The organism is Streptomyces sp. NPDC088732 (genome assembly GCF_044751205.1).
Lineage (GTDB): Bacteria > Actinomycetota > Actinomycetes > Streptomycetales > Streptomycetaceae > Actinacidiphila.
In genome coordinates, this window is record NZ_JBIVLI010000012.1 from 243461 (window position 1) to 260094 (window position 16634).

General features: G+C 75.0%; 14 protein-coding genes. 7 read left to right on the plus strand and 7 right to left on the minus strand.

The window, feature by feature from the left end:
- Window positions 1-2: 2 nt before the first annotated feature.
- Window positions 3-1655, minus strand: a complete 1653-nt coding sequence (locus ACIP9H_RS21955) for an alpha-keto acid decarboxylase family protein (protein WP_401593771.1) — start codon at window positions 1653-1655, stop codon at window positions 3-5.
- A 265-nt stretch (window positions 1656-1920) separates the two neighbouring features.
- On the opposite strand from ACIP9H_RS21955, the gene ACIP9H_RS21960 reads away from it, so the two are divergent.
- The 4 genes from ACIP9H_RS21960 to ACIP9H_RS21975 all read left to right on the plus strand — a co-directional run bounded on the left by ACIP9H_RS21960 (window position 1921) and on the right by ACIP9H_RS21975 (window position 7102).
- Complete coding sequence (locus ACIP9H_RS21960) at window positions 1921-2787, plus strand: oxygenase MpaB family protein (protein ID WP_401593768.1); 867 nt, start codon at window positions 1921-1923, stop codon at window positions 2785-2787.
- Between the two features lie 103 nt (window positions 2788-2890).
- Complete coding sequence (locus tag ACIP9H_RS21965; RefSeq protein ID WP_401960266.1) at window positions 2891-4807, plus strand: tetratricopeptide repeat protein; 1917 nt, start codon at window positions 2891-2893, stop codon at window positions 4805-4807.
- Between the two features lie 753 nt (window positions 4808-5560).
- Window positions 5561-6370: a universal stress protein gene (locus ACIP9H_RS21970; protein ID WP_401593763.1), complete on the plus strand. Its 810-nt coding sequence runs from the start codon at window positions 5561-5563 to the stop codon at window positions 6368-6370.
- Window positions 6371-6400: 30 nt separating this feature from the next.
- Window positions 6401-7102 (plus strand): alpha/beta fold hydrolase, encoded by a 702-nt coding sequence (locus ACIP9H_RS21975; RefSeq protein WP_401593760.1) that lies wholly within the window; start codon window positions 6401-6403, stop codon window positions 7100-7102.
- Here ACIP9H_RS21975 and ACIP9H_RS21980 read toward each other — a convergent pair.
- The 5 genes from ACIP9H_RS21980 to ACIP9H_RS22000 form a co-directional block, all read right to left on the minus strand.
- Complete coding sequence (locus tag ACIP9H_RS21980) at window positions 7068-7499, minus strand: rhodanese-like domain-containing protein (protein WP_401593757.1); 432 nt, start codon at window positions 7497-7499, stop codon at window positions 7068-7070. The two genes, ACIP9H_RS21975 and ACIP9H_RS21980, sit on opposite strands and share 35 nt — an antisense overlap.
- Window positions 7496-8056: a cysteine dioxygenase gene (locus ACIP9H_RS21985; RefSeq protein ID WP_401960271.1), complete on the minus strand. Its 561-nt coding sequence runs from the start codon at window positions 8054-8056 to the stop codon at window positions 7496-7498. Before ACIP9H_RS21985 ends, ACIP9H_RS21980 begins: the two co-directional genes overlap by 4 nt.
- Window positions 8057-8276: 220 nt before the next feature.
- A complete protein-coding gene (cpt, locus tag ACIP9H_RS21990; protein ID WP_401593752.1) occupies window positions 8277-8825 on the minus strand; it encodes a chloramphenicol phosphotransferase CPT in 549 nt (182 codons plus the stop codon).
- A 37-nt stretch (window positions 8826-8862) separates the two neighbouring features.
- Entirely contained in the window at window positions 8863-9528 is a 666-nt protein-coding gene (locus ACIP9H_RS21995; RefSeq protein WP_401593750.1) for a phosphotransferase, read from the minus strand.
- Window positions 9519-10040, minus strand: coding sequence for an isochorismatase family protein (locus tag ACIP9H_RS22000; RefSeq protein WP_401593747.1), 522 nt, complete (start codon window positions 10038-10040; stop codon window positions 9519-9521). Before ACIP9H_RS22000 ends, ACIP9H_RS21995 begins: the two co-directional genes overlap by 10 nt.
- Window positions 10041-10360: 320 nt before the next feature.
- On the opposite strand from ACIP9H_RS22000, the gene ACIP9H_RS22005 reads away from it, so the two are divergent.
- The 3 genes from ACIP9H_RS22005 (at window position 10361) to ACIP9H_RS22015 (ending at window position 14449) form a co-directional block, all read left to right on the plus strand.
- Window positions 10361-10600, plus strand: coding sequence for a DUF397 domain-containing protein (locus tag ACIP9H_RS22005; protein ID WP_401593744.1), 240 nt, complete (start codon window positions 10361-10363; stop codon window positions 10598-10600).
- Window positions 10601-11007: 407 nt separating this feature from the next.
- Window positions 11008-13899: an ATP-binding protein gene (locus ACIP9H_RS22010; RefSeq protein ID WP_401593742.1), complete on the plus strand. Its 2892-nt coding sequence runs from the start codon at window positions 11008-11010 to the stop codon at window positions 13897-13899.
- A 49-nt stretch (window positions 13900-13948) separates the two neighbouring features.
- Window positions 13949-14449 carry a hypothetical protein gene (locus ACIP9H_RS22015; RefSeq protein ID WP_401593739.1) on the plus strand — a complete coding sequence of 167 codons (501 nt, stop codon included), beginning with the start codon at window positions 13949-13951 and terminating at the stop codon, window positions 14447-14449.
- On the opposite strand, the gene ACIP9H_RS22020 is transcribed toward ACIP9H_RS22015, so the two are convergent.
- Complete coding sequence (locus ACIP9H_RS22020) at window positions 14412-16436, minus strand: N-acetylmuramoyl-L-alanine amidase (protein ID WP_401593736.1); 2025 nt, start codon at window positions 16434-16436, stop codon at window positions 14412-14414. The two genes, ACIP9H_RS22015 and ACIP9H_RS22020, sit on opposite strands and share 38 nt — an antisense overlap.
- Window positions 16437-16634: the final 198 nt, after the last annotated feature.

A 16634-nucleotide genomic window follows, 5' to 3' on the forward strand; every position in this document is an offset into this window, starting at 1 on the left:
GTTCATGTGGAGTAGAGCGTCTCCAGGTTGTCGTGGAGCTGGTGGGCCAGCGGCGGTGCGGCGTAGGTGTCGGTCATGACCTCGATGCAGCAGCCGGTGCCGGCCTTGTCCGCGGCGTCCATGGCCTGGTCGAGTTCGGCGAGGGTGGACACCCGGGCGGTGAACCAGTCGTCGCAGCCGAGGGCCTTCGGCAGTTCGGAGTACCGCCAGTTGGCCAGGTCGTTGTAGGCGACGTCCGGGTGCTTGCAGAGCATGCGCTCGATCAGGTAGCCGTGGTTGTTCAGGACGAACACCACCGGCCGCAGGCCGTACCGGCCGAACTGGCTGATCTCCTGCGCGGTGAGCTGGTGGGAGCCCTCGCCGGTGATCAGCACGACACGCCGGGAGCCCGCGGCGGCGACGGCCGCGCCGACCGCCGCGGGGGTGGCCCAGCCGATGGAGCCCCACAGGGTCTGGTTCTGGAACGTGGCGCCGCGGGGCAGCCGGGCGAAGGCCAGGCCCATCGAGACGGTCCCGGTCTCCGCGACGAGGATGTCGTCGGGCCTGAGGAAGCTCTCCCAACGGGGATACAGGTTCTCCGCGGTGATCGCGTCGCCGGCCTTGCCGCCCGCCGGGGTCATACGGCTCACCTCGGACGTCGGGCGCGGCCACTGCCTGCGGGGCAGCGCGCGGGCCAGAGCGCCGAGGAGGTCCTTCATCTCCACACTCTGGTAGGTCATGCCGTCGACACTGACGTGGTGGTGGCAGATGCTGATGGTGCGGCCGGGGTCGAGGTGGGCGGTGAACGCCCCGGAGTTGAAGTCGTGCATCAGCGCGCCGATCAGCACGACGACGTCCGCGTCCTCGACGAAGCGGCGGACGCTCTCGTTCATGAGCTTGCCGTCGTACATGCCGGCGTACGCGCTCTGGTCCTCGTCCAGGACGCCCTTGTCGGCCATCATCGTGGCGAAGGGCAGTCCGGTGGCGTCCAGGAACCCCTGGAGATCCGCGCCGAGGCCGGAGCGTTCGGTGAGGATGCCCGGCAGGGCGCAGGCGCTGTCCGCCTGGCCGAGCATGTCGGACACAGCCCGGACGGCCGCCTCCAGTTGCGCCGGGTCGCTGGCGGACGCGGGGATGGGGTGCGCCTCGCCGACCACGGGCATCTCCGCGAGGTCGGCGGGGAAGGCCATGTAGACCGGACGCCGGTGGTGGAGCGCCGCCGCGATCAGGCGCTCGGTCTCGGCCGCGGCGTTCTGCGGCGTCATGATGGCGCTCGCGCACACCACGGGCTCGGACATCTTCCGGAAGAGGTCGAACTCGCCGTTGCCCAGGGTGTGGTGGACGAGCGAGTGGTGCGCCTGGACGGGCATCTTGGGCATCCCGACCAGGTGGAAGAGCGGGAGGTGCTCGGTGTAGGCGCCGGCGATGCCGTTGATGGCGCTGAGCTCGCCGACGCCGTAGGTGGTGCAGACCGCGCCGATGCCGTGGATCCGGGCGTACCCGTCGGCGCTGTAGGCGGCGTTGAGCTCGTTGCAGCTGCCGATCCACTCGATGCCCGGATGCTGGGCGATGGCGTCGTTGACGGGGAACGCGTAGTCGCCGGGGACGCCGAAGACATGACGCACGCCGATGTCGTGCAGCCGGTTCAGGACGTGCTGGATCACGGTGGTGGGCATGGGGAGGTCTCTTTCCTTCTGGCGCCGCCGCCCCGGGGACCGTGACCGACGGCGGCGGGGAGCCCGCGTCGCGGCCCGGCAGGCGGATCGTCACGGAGAGTCGCTTATGGTGACATATAAGGACATACCTCGCACCATTCTCCCGGCTCCCGGGGGACCCGCAACCGGGAGAGCGGCGCGGCGGCGCGGCGGCGGCCCGGTGCGGGACCGCGCCGAACGGACCGCGCGGTCCTATGCTGGCCCCATCCGGAAGGGGGAGAGCGCCATGCGCGACACGGACCCCGGGCTCTTCGGGCCCGCATCGGTCACCTGGCAGATGCACGGGGACCCCATGATGTGGGTCGCCGGAGTCAGGGCACTGTATCTGCAGGCACTCCACCCCCGGGCCGTGCGGGGCGTCACGCAGAACTCCGACTTCCGGAAGGACGCCTGGGGCCGGCTGCTGAGGACCGCGGACTTCGTCGGCACCATCACCTACGGGACGACCCTGGAGGCCGAGCGGGCCGGCGCGCGCGTGCGCGGCATCCACCGCAGGCTCAGCGGGCGGGACCCGGACAGCGGCGCCCGGTTCGGGGTCGACGACCCGGAACTGCTGCTGTGGGTGCACTGCGCCGAGATCGACTCCTATCTGTCCGTCGCCCGTGGCTCCGGCTACCGGCTGAGCGACGCGCAGGCCGACGCCTACGTCGACGAACAGCGCCAGGCGGCGCGCCTGGTGGGCCTGGACCCGGCGGGCGTGCCGGCCGACACCGCCGAGCTGTCCGCGTACTTCGAGAAGATCCGGCCCCGACTGGCCCTCACGCCCGAGGCCCTGGAAGTCCACGCCTTCCTGCGCAGGCCCCCCGTGCCGGCGGCGCTGCTGCCCGTGCGCGAGGCCCTGTGGGGGCAGGCGGCCGCCCTGGCGTACGCCGCGCTGCCGCCCTTCGCCCACGAACTGTACGGGCGGCCCGCGCCGTCGGTGCCGGTGACGCTGCGGCGCCTGCGCGCCACGGGACGCGTACTGCGGGCGGTCCCGTCGTACCTGCGCTGGCAGTTGCCGCCCGGCCACATCCTCAAGGCGGTCGGCCGGCTGGGCCCCGGGACGCATCCCTCGGCGTACCGGCTGCGCGAGCGGGCACGCTCCGGGAGCTGACCGGCCCCACGGCGATACGCCCTGCGGCGATATGCCCATCGGCTGCCCTCACGGCCATACTGGGGGAGGGGAGAGTCGGGGAACGACGGGGGCGGCGCGCGGCATGAAGGCGGTACACGAAGGCGACACCGTGCTGCAGGGACGGTACCGGCTGCTGGAACGCATCGGCCGCGGCGGCATGGGCGAGGTCTGGCGGGCGGAGGACGAGGCGCTGGGGCGGGAGGTCGCCGTCAAGTGCCTGAAGCAGCTCAGCCCGGCGATGGACCCGTCGATGGGCCGGGTGCTGCAGGAGCGGTTCCGCCGCGAGGCCCGGGTCGCCGCGGCGCTGCCGCACCGCGGGATCACCGTCGTGCACGACTTCGGCGAGTACGAGGGCGTGCTCTTCCTCGTCATGGAGCTGCTGGAGGGGCGGGATCTGCGCCGGCTGCTCGAGGACAACGGCGGCGAGCCGCTGCCCCTGCCGGACATCACCGACATCGCCCTGCAGATCGCCGACGCCCTCGCGTACACGCACGCCCGGGGCATCGTGCACCGCGACCTGAAGCCGGCGAACGTCGTCCGGCTCACCGACGGCGCCGTCAAGATCTGCGACTTCGGCATCGCGCGGCTGGGCCACGACATCGGGTTCACCTCCCGGCTGACCGGGACCGGCGTCGCCATGGGCACCCCGCACTACATGTCGCCGGAGCAGATCGGCGCCGACGAGTCAATCGACCACCGCAGCGACCTGTACTCGCTCGGCTGCGTGCTCTACGAACTGGCCACCGGCGCACCGCCGTTCGACCTCGACGACGCCTGGGCCGTACTGGTCGGCCACCGCGACACGGCGCCCGTGCCGCCGCGCGAGCACCGCCGCGACCTCCCCGCCGGGCTGGACCGGCTCATCCTCGACCTGCTCGCCAAGGAGCCCGGGAACCGGCCGCAGAGCGCGGCGGACGTGGCGGGGCGCCTGGCGCCGCTGCGGGACGCTCCCGCTCCTGTGCCCGTCGCCGTCACGGAGGCCCGGGCGGAACTTCCCCCGTGGGCGCGGCAGGTCGGGTTGCGGCCGGGCCCGCGCGTCCCGCGGGCGGCGGCGGACCGGCCGCCGGCGAGCGCCGCCGAGGCGCTGCGCACCTACGAGGACGTCGCCGCCGCGCGCGCCGGCAGCCTCGGCCCGGACCACCCCGACACGCTGGCCGCGCTCCAGGAGGCGGCGTACACCCTCGGCCGGCTCGGCCGCCACACCGAGGCGCACGCCGCGTACACCACCGTGCTGGCCGCCCGCGAACGGCGGCAGGGCGCCGACCACCCCGACACGCTGCACTGCCGGCACAACCTCGCCGTCACGCTGGGCCGCCTGGGCCGCACCGCCGACGCCCACACTCTGGCGGCCGAGGTCGCCGCCTCCCGCGCCCGCGTACTGGGCCCGGACCACCCCGACACGCTCACCACGTGCGGCGAGACCGCGCACCTTCTCGACCTGCTGGGCCGCTGGTCGGAGGCCCGCCTGGAGTACGACCGCATCGCCGCCACGCGTGCCCGCGCGCTCGGCCCGGAGCACCCCGAGACCCTGGCCGCGCGGCACGAACTGGGCGCCTGCCTCGGCCGGATGGGCATGTACGCCGAGGCGTGCGCGCTCTACACCGACCTGGCGGGGATCCGCGCCCGGGTCGGCGGCCCGGACCACCCCGAGACCCTGCGCGCCCGGCACGGCCTCGGCCTCAACCTGGGCCGCCTCGGGCGCTGGCAGGACGCGCTGACCGAGGCCCGCGCGGTCGCGGAAGCCCGTGCGCGGGTGCTGGGCGCCGACCACCGGGACACCCTCGTCAGCCGCCGCGAGGCCGCCGTCGCACTCGGCTGGCTCGGGCGGTGGGAGGAGGCCCTGGCCCTGCACGGCGAGGTCGCGGCGGCACGCGAACGCGTCCTGGGCTCCGCCCACCCCGACACGCAGGCCAGCCGCGCCGACGAGCAGCAGTGCCGCGAGCGGCTCGACCGCCCCGCACGAGCGGCGGCCGAGGCCGCGGCCGGCCGGGTCGGCTGACTGCCCGTCAGAAGACCGCCTCTTTGTGCCTGTCCGGGGCCGGTGTGCTGCGTGGTCGGGCGGGGGCGTGTGGGCGTCGACGCCCGCGGTGCGGCGGGGAGCGAGTCCCCCCGCCCGGGGCGGTCCCGGCCCGCCTCGCACGGCCCTCGGTCGCGGCCGCGGGGCGCGTCATTGGTGCCCCTGCATCCGTCCGGCGCCGGCGCGTGAACGTCCTTGGCGCAGGCCGGCCGCGTCGACGAGGAGCCGTGCCGGGAGCGGCTCGGGCGCCCCCGCGCGGGCAGCCTCAGGGGCCGCACCCCACTCCTCGTAGGCCGGCGTCGAGCACCACGGGCGAGGTGGAGGAAGACGCCCTGCAGTGCACTGCCGAGCGCGGTCGCGTGGCGGGGCGACCGACCGAACTGGCTGACTGTTCGTCAGAAAGCTGCCTCCTTGCGCCTGTCCGAGTCCGGCGCGCCGCGCGGTCGGCAGGGGCACCCGGCGCGGCGACGCCCGCAGTGCTGTGGCGGTGCGCACGCTCCGGCGAGCGGGTCCCCACGGAGCAAGGCCCCGGGCCGCCGTACGCACGGAGGGGCCCGGAGCCGCGTCCTGGCCGGGACGCGGTCCGGGCCTCGACGGCAGCCGCGGGGGGCGTCGTCGGCGCCATCGGTTCCCCCCGCCGCGCCGCGAGCCCCGGCGACCTGACCGGGCGGTCGCCGGAGCGCCTCGCGGGGCGGGGGCGCCTACTGTGGGGGTGGGTGGAGGGAGGCGCGTCCGATGATCCGACCCGTGACCGTGGGCCTGGACAGGTCGCCGGAGAGCCGTGCGGCGGTGCGCTGGGCGGCGTGCGAGGCGGTGCGCCGGAACGTGCCGCTGCGGGTGGTGCATGCGGGCGGCCATCCGTACGGGGACGGGATGCTGCGCGAGGCCGCGGAGGAGCTGGCGGCCACCCACCCCGGGCTGACGGTGACCACGGACGTGGCGGACGCACCGCCCGCGGAGCTGCTGGTGGCGGAGGCCGGGCGGAGCGAGCTGCTGGCGCTGGGTTCGCAGGGGCTGAGCGGGCTGTCCGGCTACGTGGTGGGGACGGTCGGCCAGGCCACCCTGGCGCGGGCGACCCGCCCCGTCGTCGTGGTCCGCGACGGCGGTGCCCCCGAGGTGCTGGACCCCCGGCCGGTGGTGCTGGGACTGGCCCTGCGGCAGGGCGCCGCCGACGTGACGGCCTTCGCCGTGGAGGCCGCGCAGCGCGGGGGCACGCCGCTGCGGGCGGTCCACACCTGGTCGTACCCGCCGATCTACCGGTACGCCCCCGCGGCGATGGACCCGGCCTGCGGCGCGGAGATCGCGGCGGGTGAGAAGCACGCCGTGGCGGCCGCGATGGAGCCCTGGCGGGAGAAGGCGCCGGGCGTGGAGATCACGGAGGAGGTCGTCGCGGGCAACGCCGCGCAGGCCCTCGTCGACGCCGCCGCGGGCGCGAGCCTGCTGGTCGTCGGCCGCCGCAGCCACCAGCCTGCCTGCCTCGGGCCGACCGCGCACGCCGCGCTGCACCACGCGCCCTGCCCGGTGGCCGTGGTCCCGTACGAATGACGCCCGCGGGCCCGGGGTAGCGTCGGGCGCGTGGACGATCTCCGTACGGCACACGTGAACGGCGTCCGGCTGGCCTACCGCACCTGGGGCGAGCCCGGGGCCCCGCCCCTGGTCCTGCTGCACGGGCGCGGGTCGGACGGCGCGGACTGGGCGCCGGTCGTGCCCGGGCTGGCACGGACCCACCGGGTGTACGCGCCCGACCTGCGCGGGCACGGCGGCAGCGAGTGGCCCGGGGAGTACGCCTTCGAGGCGATGCGTGACGACGTCGCCGCGCTCCTCGACTCGCTCGGCCCCGGACCGGTGGCCCTGGCCGGGCACTCCATGGGCGCCGTCGTGGCCTACCTGCTGGCCGCCGCCCACCCGGAGCGGCTGACGGCGCTCGTCCTGGAGGAACCCGTGCCGCCGGACCCCGCGGTGCCGCCGCGGGCGGTGCCCACCGGCCCGGAGGGCGGGGAGACCTTCGACTGGCGGGTCGTCGCGGCCGTCAACCGGTGGATCAACGCGCCCGATCCCGGCTGGTGGGACCTGCTGGGCGGCATCGCCTGCCGCACGCTCGTGATCGCCGGCGGCCCGGGCAGTCATGTCTCCCAGGACGGGATCGGGCGGATCGCCGCGCGCATCCCCGGCGCGCGGCTGGTGGCGACCGGTGCAGGGCACCTGGTCCACGAGACCGACCCGGAGCGCTTCCTCGCCGAGGTCAGTCCGTTCCTGGCGGGTTCTCGCCGCCCCTGACCGGCAGGCCCGCGGCCCGCCAGGCCTGGAAGCCGCCTTCGAGGTCGGTGGCGCGCGGCAGCCCGATGTCGTGGAGGGAGGCGGCCGCGAGGCTGGAGGTGTAGCCCTCGGAGCAGGCCACGATCCAGCGCACCTCGTGCCCGGTCGCCTCGGGGATGCGTGCGTCGCTGAGCGGGTCGAGCCGCCACTCCAGCACATTGCGCTCGATGACCAGCGCCTCCGCGAACTCGCCCTCCCGGGCCCGCTGCGCGGCCGGCCGGATGTCGACGAGCAGCGCCTCGCCGGCGGCGAGTTCGGCCGCCGCCTCCCGGGGCCCGATCCTGCGCAGGCGCTCCCGGGCGCGGGCGAGCATCCGGTCGATGCCGGAGGGGACAGGGGTTTCTTCGGGCCCGGTCATCGGACGGCCTCCCGGAGGACTGCGGACGGGGTCGGGAGCGGTGCGGGCACGACCGCCGGTTCCGGCGCGTCGGTCAGCACCGTACGGGTACGGCGCAGCGAGCCGGTGTCGTCGACCGCGTAGTAGGCCATCGCCGTCAGCGGCGGCGAGTAGGCGTGCACGCTCACCGCGGGCGCCGCGGACGCGTTGACGACGTCGTGCACATGCCCGAGGGGGAAGCCCGCGCCGCGTCCCGCCGCCAGTTCGCGGCCGGTGATCCGGCCACGGCCCTCGCGGTCGTACGTCCAGCGGTGCTCGGTCAGCACACCGCTGACCACGGTGAGCGCGCCGAGCGACCCCGCATGGTCGTGGAGTTCGGTGGAGGTGTCGCGCGGCCAGGTGATCAGCCAGACGTCGACGTACGGGTCCTGGTGCAGCCGCGTGTACCAGCGGCCGTCCAGCAGGTGGACGGGCTGGTGCGCGCCGTCCTCGACGGCTTGCGCGTAGCCGCCCACAAGGGCGCGCAACTGGGGGAGGACGAGCGGCGTGGGACCGCTCGCCCTGTCGTGCAGGGCCATGGGAATCGCTCCGGAGCAGTGGTCGCCCGACGCCCCGCACGCGGCGGGAAGGTGTCGCGGGGGTCGGTGTGGACGGGGCGGACGTCAGCCCCGGCGACAGCTCTGGTCGAAATGGTGCGCACGACGGCCCGGCCACAGCGGCCCCAGGTTCCAGATGTTCGTGCGCATGAGCCCATGAAACCACAGGACGCGCCCCGCGTCGCGCCCCTTGCCGCACTCGTCACAGGGGCACGACGCGACCGGCGATCGTGCGCGCGCAGTCGATGGACTCCGTGTGTGTCGTGTCCACTTCGAGGTCGTAGATCACTCCGCGGTGCACCAGGCCGGCCTGCGCGACGGCCATCCCCGGCACGCGGTCGCCGCGCGCGGTCTCGCGCCCCGCGGCCACCTCCGGTGCGCAGCGGACCCCGACCCACAGGACGTCCAGTCCGTCCAGCGCCCGCCGCCAGCGGTCCTGCGACGACGCGCCACCGAGGAACACCTCGTCCACGACCACCCGGGCCCCCGCCCGTGCCATCTCGCCGATGCCCCGCGCCCATGCCTCGTCCAGCGCCCGGAACCCCGGTCCGATCGTGACCTCGCCGTCCGTGCCGAAGGCGATGCCGAGGCCGGAGTCCGAGGCGCGCAGCGCCGCCGGCATTCCCTCGATCAGGGTGTCGACGCCGAAGGTGAGCCAGGTGTCCGGCAGGAGCAGCGCCTGAAGGCAGCGCGCGATGCCGGACTTGCCGGAACTGGAGCCGCCGTTGAGCACGATCACGCGGGGAGCCATGGAGTCAGGCTAGGCGCCGCCGGCCGCGGGCGGCACCTCAATTGCCGCCCGGCGTCCGGCGGGAGAGCCGGCGCAGCCGTTCGGCCTCCTCCGGCCGCAGGTTGGGGTCGCCGAGCCTCGCGGCGACCGCCTCGGCCAGGCGCGGCGCCGGGTCCACCGCACAGTCCCGGAGGAATCCGCGCAGCAGCACCCGGACCCCGGCGCGCTGCATCCCGCCGAGCACGACCCCGCGCAGCACGGCCACGGTCAGCGCCGCGTCGGCGGCCGGATCGCCGGCCGCGGCGCTCCGCCAGTCGATGACCACCGGCCCACCGGGCGTGAGGACCACGTTCTCGGGGTGCAGGTCGAGATGGAGGACGCGGTCCTCGCCCGCACGTCCGGTGGGGAAGCGCCGCGGCAGCCGGCCGGGGGGCGGGACGCGGTGCAGCGCGGCCTGCAGGCGGCCGAGCGTGCGCCCGTGTGCATAGGCGCGCCACGGGTGGCGCCCGAGGTCCTGCGCCATGGTGGGGCCGGTGAGCCGGTCCATGACCATGTCGGCGCCGCTCACGTCGTGGACGCGCGGCACGGGGCAGCCCTGCTCGGCCAGGTACGCCATGAGGCGCGCCTCCTCGCGCGCCGGTCCGCCGTCCCGGTAGCGGCGCAGCACCCGGGAGGCGTCCAGGGCGAAGACGTCCGCGTCCCGGCCGCGGCCGATCAGTTCCACAGCGCGGCGGCGAGCTCCGCGGCGGTGGCGACCTTCCCGAAGCGCGGCAGGTCCTGGGTGACGGCGGCGCTGTGCTCCTCGGCGGTCAGCGCGGCCATCGCGTCCTCGGCGAAGTGGAGTTCGTAGTCGTGGTCGGAGGCGGCCCGCGCGGTGGACTCCACGCCCATGTTGGTCGCGATGCCGCACAGCACCAGGGTGTCGATGCCCTGCCCGCGCAGCAGTTCGTCCAGGCCGGTGCGGTGGAACGCGCCGACCGAGCGCTTGACCACCACGGTGTCGCCGTCCTCGGCGAGGCCCGCCACCAGGTCGCTGCCGGGCGGCTGCTCGTCGACGCCGGGGCGTTCGACCCGTACGAGGAAGACCGGTGCCCCCGCCTTGCGGAACGCGGCGGCCAGCGCCGAGGACGCGGCGACGACCTCCTGCCCGGAGTACGGGGCCAACGGCAGCCCCACGATGCGGTCCATCAGGTCGATCACGACAAGTGCCGTGCGCTGCGGGTCGAGACGCGTCATGGGCACACCCTAGGCACCAGTGCCGCGACCTGACCCGGTGAACCGGAAATCGGCTGGCGGAGGCACGTATTCCGTGGTGACGGGCCCGCGGCCCGGGCGGCGTACGCCCATCCGCGCGCGGGGTGGAGGGACGGGTTCCACGCCACGCGCGGGGCGGCGGAGCCCCTCCCCGGCGCGGGCGACCCGTCGGATCAGGCCACCCCGGAGGGTGACGCGGGCATGAACCCGTACCGGGGCCGGGCAGGTTCTCCCATGACCTGTCCGGGCCCCGGCACCCTCGCTAGGCTGGCCCGGACGACGCAGTCGGGAGGAGCACGGACGTGGCCGAGAGCACGATCGGATCGCCGTTGTCGGGTGGTACGAAGCCGCAGCTGGATCTGGCGAAAGCCGAGTGGCAGTCGAGCAGCCAGGGGACGGGCGATGTCCAGATCGCCTTCGTCGAGGGCTACATCGCGATGCGGGACGGCCGCAACCCCGAGGGGCCGTCCCTGGTCTTCACGCCCGCGGAGTGGCGCGCCTTCGTCCTCGGCGCCCGTGACGGCGAGTTCGACCTGACCTGACGGTCCCGCGGCGCACGCGCCGCGCCCGTACGCCCCCCGGGGATCCGCTCCGGACCCCCGCATGCGCACACCACCGTCCGGGCCGGCGCGCCGCGGGCCCGGACGGTGCGCCGTTCTTGACGGACCGTCATGTCGATGGATACGCTCACAACGTGGCGTTCTTTCCGAACTGCCGCCGTGCGACGCGCACTTGGGTGTCGCGTCATGCCGCCCGCCCGCCCGCACGCTCCCGGACGGAGCCGATCGCGGCGCGAACGTTTGCGAACAGGCAGCACCAGTTCGCATGTATCCACTCACCCAGCGTCCCCGTGGGCGTACGCTGAGACGTCACCGGACAGGCGTCCGGACGTCAGCGGCGCGCTCCGGCGCGCGCCGGGCCAGGGCCATCAGGGCCAGGGGGTGCACACATGACTCAGCGCACGCCGAAGTCCCGGCGGCCACTGCTGGAACGCGAAGCGGAACTTGTGGCCGTCGACGAGGCGCTGGCCGAACTCACCGGGATCAGGGCCGGCGCCGACGAGCCGGGGCGGCAGCACGCCGGCCCGCGCCGCGGCGGGCTGCTCGCCTTCGCCGCCCCCGCCGGACTCGGCAAGACCACCCTGCTCACCGAGACCCGCCGCCGGGCCTCCGAGCTCGGCTGCACCGTGCTCTTCGCGCGCGGCGGCGACCAGGAGCAGGGCGTCGCCTTCCACGTCGCCCGCCAGCTGCTGCAGCCCCAGCTCGCCGGCGCCGGCGAGCCGGAACTCCGCAGCACCCTGGGCAGTTGGTACGGCATCGTCGGCCCCGCGCTCGGCCTGTGCACCGCCGAGGGCGGCGCGACCCCCGACCCCCAGGGCATCGGCGACGGACTCGACTGGGTCCTCACCCACATAGCGGTGCGGCGCGCCCCCGTGGTCCTCGTCCTGGACGACGCCCATTGGGCCGACCCCGAGTCCCTGCGCTGGCTGGCCTCCTTCGCGCCCCGCGCCGAGGAACTCCCCATGCTCGTCGTCGTCGCCTACCGGCCCGACGAACTGCCCGCCACCGCCGAGGCGTTCCGCGGTCTGCCGGACCGCTCCGGGAGCCGTCCGATCGGCCTGGAGCCGCTGAGCGCCGCGGCCATCGGGCAGTTGGTGCGGGCCACCGTCGGCGACCACGCCGACGACGCGTTCTGCCGCGAGTGCTGGGCCGTCACCGCCGGCAACCCCTTCGAGGCCGTGGAGCTCACCGCCAAGGTCGTCGACCGGCGGCTGAACCCGGAGGAGTCCAGCGCCCACCTGCTGCGCGACCTGGCCGCCGCCGCCAAGGGCAGCGGGCTCATCTCCCGGCTGGAACGGCTCGGCGCCTCCACCGTGCGCATGGCCTGGGCCGCCGCCGTCCTGGGAACGTCCATCTCCCCGGCGATCGCCGCCGGCGTGGCCGGCCTCGGCGGCGAGGAGGCCGCCGACGCGGCGGACCGGCTGCGCAAGGCCCGCATCCTCACCGGCGGCGACACCCTGGAGTTCGTCCACCCGCTGATCGCCACCGCCGTCTACCGGGCGATCCCCGACGCGATCCGCGTCGCCCTGCACGGGCAGGCCGCGTGGGCGGTCGTCGACGCCGGCCTCGGGCCCTCCGCCGCCGCACGGCACCTGCTGGAGACCCACCCCGAGGGCGACCCCTGGGTCGTCGCGCAGCTCCGCCAGGCCGCCCGCGACACCACGCGCGCCGGTGCCCCGGACGCCGCCCGCCGCTACCTGGCCCGCGCCCTGCGGGAACCCCCTGCCTACGACGACCGGGCCGCGGTCCTCTTCGAACTCGGCTGCTCCTCCCTGCTGAGCGAGCCCGCCACCACCGTCAACCACCTCCGCGCGGCGCTGGAGGAGCCCATCGCCGACGCCGGGCTGCGCGACGCGATCATCTACCGGCTCTCCCAGGCCCTCGCCCACTCCGACCGGCTGGGCGAGGCCGCCGACACCGTCGGGCAGGCCGCCCGCACGGCCGGCAACGCCCGGACCCGCCTGCGCATGCAGGAAGAGCAGTTCATGTGGGACGCCTTCCGCAGCGACGAGCAGGACTCGCCCGCGCGCTCCCGCCGGCTGGCCCGCCTCGCTGACCGGCTCACCGGACGCGACCTCACCGAGCGGTACATCATCGGCCTGCGCGCCTGGGACGCCACCTTGCGCGGCGAGCCCGCCGAGACCGCCCTCGCCCATTCCGACCGCGCGCTGACCGGCAGCCTGCCCTGGGCCAGCGAGGACTTCGGGTTCGAGGTCCCCGTCCTGGTCGCGATGACCTACATGTACGCCGACCGGCCGGGCCGGGCGGAGGAACTCTTCGCCGTCGGCATCGGCGACTACGAGCGCCAGGGCTGGCGCGGCGCCCACCTCGCCTTCGGCTACTCCCTGCTGGGCTACGTCCGCTACCGCCGCGGACGCCTCGCGGAGGCCGAGGACTTCGCCCGCGACGGCCTGCGCCTGGCCGACCGCGTCGGCCGGGGCACTCCCGTGCTCTGGTACAGCGTCGCCATCCTCATCACGATCCTGGTGGCCCGCGGCCGGGTGACGGAGGCCACCGCCCTCGCGGCGGAGTACGAGTTCGGCGAGCCGTTCCCGGCGGCCGTCACCTTCCCCGACGCCCAGACCGTTTACGGCGAGCTGCTGCTCGCCCGCGGCCTGGTCAGGGACGCCATCACCCAGCTGAGCACCGTCGGCCGGCGCCTCGACCCGCGCGGCATGCGCAATCCCGCGTGGAGCCCCTGGCAACTGCACCTCGCCGTGGCCGAGGCCCACGACACCCCCGACCGGGCCCGCGCCACCGCCGCCGAAGCCGTCGAACGCGCCCGCCAGTACGGCACCGCCTCCGCCATCGGCCAAGCGCTGCGGGTGGCCGCCGAGGTCGCGCCCCAGCCCGAACGGCTCAAGCTGCTCCACGAGGCCGTCAGCCATCTGGAGCGTTCCCCCGCCGGCTACGAACTGGCCAGGGCCCTGGTCGACCACGGCGCCGCCCTGCGCCGCGAGGCCCACCTCCAGGAGGCGGCCGAGCAGCTGTACCGCGGACTGGAGACGGCCGTCCACTGCGGCGCCGACGCCCTCGCCGAGCGCGCCCGCGACGAACTGGCCGCCGCCGGGCTGCGACCGCGCCGGCTGCGCGCCACGGAGACCGACGCCCTGACCGCGCAGGAACGGGCGGCCGCCGCCCACGCCGCCCGCGGCATGGACGAGGACGGCGTCGCGGCGGCACTCGGTGTCGACGGCGAGACCGTCACCCGCCTGCTCTCCGCGGTGTACCGCAAGATCGGCACCGACCTGGCGGGCCTGCCGCGGGCCTTGTCGGTGTAGGTCGGCGGCCCCGGGCACGTACGGGGCCCGGTGACCGTACGATGGGCGCATGTCGTTCCTCCGCCGCCGCAGTGCCGCAACGCCCACAGGGCCGGAATTCGACGTCCTGGCCATGGACCCGGGCGACTGGCCGGGCGAACTGGGCGCCGGGCTGCTGCCCGGGGAGGACGGCACCTGCCAGGGCATCTTCCTGCGCTACGACCTGTTCGGCGGCCGCGGTCCCGCCATGCTGATCGGCAACCTCCCCGAGGGCTCGCCGGCCCGCGACCTCGAAGAGGGCCAGCCTCCCTTCGAGGTGGCCCAGCTGCTCGACGCGCTCGGCAACGAGGAGCCGGTCGAGGTCGTCGGGACCGAGGACACCCCGGTCATGCACGGCGACAATCTGCTGATCGTCCGCAGGATCAAGCTCTCCGAGGGGCGCGTGTCCTGCACCCAGTTCGACCGCAGCGACGGTGTGCTCGTCACCATCGCCACCTGGGACCGGCCGATCACCGACGACCTCTACCAGCTGCTCAAGCCCCTGCCGGCGGAGATGTTCCAGCAGGGCTGAGCCCCGCCTCGGACGGCAGCACGGTCACGTCCTCGGCCTTCACATAGGCCACCCGGTGGCCGAACTGGATCTCGTAGAAGAGCTGTCGGCCGCGCACCACGACGTGCTGCGCGATGTCGAAGGTCGTCGTACGGAAGAACTCGCCGCGCGTCGTCCCGCCGACCACGTACCGCTGCCCCGCGAGGAGTGTGTACGGCAGCGGTGAGTCGGGTTGCACCGGCACGCCTGCCGGATAGGCGGCGGCCTCCGGATAGGCACGTCCGTACACCGGGACCTCGGTGCGCCCGGCCTTCGGGGTGATCACCCAGCCGCGGCCGTCGAAGGCGGTCGGCTCGGTGCGCGGGTTGCGGAACCACGCCTCCTGCCCCAGGTACCAGATCGCCGTCCAGTCGCCGCGGCGCCCGGCGACGGCGTACTGCTGGCCGGTGGACGCCCGGGCGCCGGTGTCGTTGACCCCGGTCGTGGTGTCGCCGGCCGGGTGCAGGCCGATGTCCTTCACCAAGGGGGCGTCCTCGCGCGGCTCGGTGTACAGCCGCACGGCCTCGGAGCCGCGGACGGGGCACGCGCCGCCCGCGGTCGCGCAGCCGGTGTAGGCCGGGCGGTTGGTGTCGTAGTCGGGGGCGATCGTCACCAGGCCGCCCGTGGGGCCCGCGGTGGCGTGGAACGGTGCGCCGATCAGCCAGAAGTAGTGCGCCCAGTCCCAGTACGGACCGGGGTCGGTGTGCATCCCGGCGACGGAGCCGGCCGTGGCGCCGGGGACGTTGTCGTGCCCGAGGATGTGCTGCCGGTCCAGGGGGATGTCGTAGCGGTGCGCGAGATACCGCACGAGGCGGGCCGACGCCCGGTACATCGCCTCGGTGTACCAGGTGCCGGGCTCGGTCAGGAAGCCCTCGTGCTCGATGCCGATCGACTTGGCGTTGACGTACCAGTTGCCGGCGTGCCAGCCGACGTCCTTGGTCCGCACGTGCTGGGCGATGCGGCCGTCCGCCGAGCGGACGGTGTAGTGCCAGGCCAGGTAGTCGGGCTTGCGCACCAGTTGGAGCGAGGTGTCCCAGGTGGCCTCGGTGTCGTGGACGACGATGTAGTCGATCGACTGGTCGTGGGGGCGGTCGGCGAGGTCGTGGTTGCCGTAGTTCTTGTCGCCGTACTCGGTGTAGGGCGCGGGCAGCCATGTGCACGCCACCGTCAGCGGGCACTCGGCGCCGTCCCGGTCGACGTCGTGCCCTGCGGGCGTGTGGACCTGGGCGCCGTCCGGGGCGAGTCCGGGGTGCGCCTCCAGGGCCATCCGCTGGCCGTCGTCGGTCGTGCGCCGGGCACCGTCCCGGATCAGCTCGAAGACCTCGTCGGCGAAGGCCGCCGCGGACGGGGTGTCGTCGGTGCCCACGTAGCGGGCGATCGCCCCGTACCACTGTGCGGGGTCCCGACTCAGCGGCGCGCCCAGGGACTTCTGTGCCTGGGCGAGCAGGGCCGCGCCGCCCTCGACATTGGCCGCGGCGCGTTCGCGCAGATCGGCGGCGCGCAGGCCGGTGAGCCGGGCCGCGCGGTCGAGCGTGGTGAGCGCCGCGGGCAGCGGACGCGTCGCCGGGGCCGGCAGGCCGACGTCGTGGAGCGGTCGCTGCTCGTCGCCGCGCGGGTCCTCCCCGCCGTCACCTCGCCGAGGGAGGCCGGCGAGTGCTGTGCGGGCGTCGGTCAGGTGCATGGGCCCGTAGCCCGCGCTGACGCTGGGCAGCCCCTGATGGCTGTCCCAGCGCGACTCCAGGTAGGAGACGCCCAGGAGCACGCTCTCGGGCACGTGGTAGCGCTCGGCCGCCGTCGCGAAGGCCTGTTGCAGCGGGGACCGTGCCTCCGCGGGTGCCGCCCTTGCGGCGGGCGCGGGGGAGAGCGCCGACAATGCCGACACCAAGGCGCCCACGGTGACACGCGCCGTAGCCGCGGTGACGGCCTTCCGGTGCCGGCGTCTCGCGGGGTGGGGGGTGACTCCTCGCACTGAAGCCTCCTGTGTGACGCACGGAGCGGATCGGGAACCACAGCGGTGTCCCGCGTCCGATCATCCGTCAACTACCGGAGGAGAAGTGCGTTTGTGCATGTCAGCGCCCGTGTCGACGTCCTCGCTGACACGGGCGCCGTGGCCTGCGGTGCGCCGGCGGAGTGGTCCGCCGCTGCCCGTTCGGTCCCGGCTGACGGG

What these genes read in the sequence shown, in the direction of transcription:
- ACIP9H_RS21955 (WP_401593771.1), bottom strand. Translation starts at nt 1,655, where the DNA reads ATGCCCACCACCGTGATCCAGCACGTCCTGAACCGGCTGCACGACATC.
- ACIP9H_RS21960 (WP_401593768.1), top strand. Translation starts at nt 1,921, where the DNA reads ATGCGCGACACGGACCCCGGGCTCTTCGGGCCCGCATCGGTCACCTGG.
- ACIP9H_RS21965 (WP_401960266.1), top strand. Translation starts at nt 2,891, where the DNA reads ATGAAGGCGGTACACGAAGGCGACACCGTGCTGCAGGGACGGTACCGG.
- ACIP9H_RS21970 (WP_401593763.1), top strand. Translation starts at nt 5,561, where the DNA reads ATGATCCGACCCGTGACCGTGGGCCTGGACAGGTCGCCGGAGAGCCGT.
- ACIP9H_RS21980 (WP_401593757.1), bottom strand. Translation starts at nt 7,499, where the DNA reads ATGACCGGGCCCGAAGAAACCCCTGTCCCCTCCGGCATCGACCGGATG.
- ACIP9H_RS21985 (WP_401960271.1), bottom strand. Translation starts at nt 8,056, where the DNA reads ATGGCCCTGCACGACAGGGCGAGCGGTCCCACGCCGCTCGTCCTCCCC.
- cpt (WP_401593752.1), bottom strand. Translation starts at nt 8,825, where the DNA reads ATGGCTCCCCGCGTGATCGTGCTCAACGGCGGCTCCAGTTCCGGCAAG.
- ACIP9H_RS22000 (WP_401593747.1), bottom strand. Translation starts at nt 10,040, where the DNA reads ATGACGCGTCTCGACCCGCAGCGCACGGCACTTGTCGTGATCGACCTG.
- ACIP9H_RS22010 (WP_401593742.1), top strand. Translation starts at nt 11,008, where the DNA reads ATGACTCAGCGCACGCCGAAGTCCCGGCGGCCACTGCTGGAACGCGAA.
- ACIP9H_RS22015 (WP_401593739.1), top strand. Translation starts at nt 13,949, where the DNA reads ATGTCGTTCCTCCGCCGCCGCAGTGCCGCAACGCCCACAGGGCCGGAA.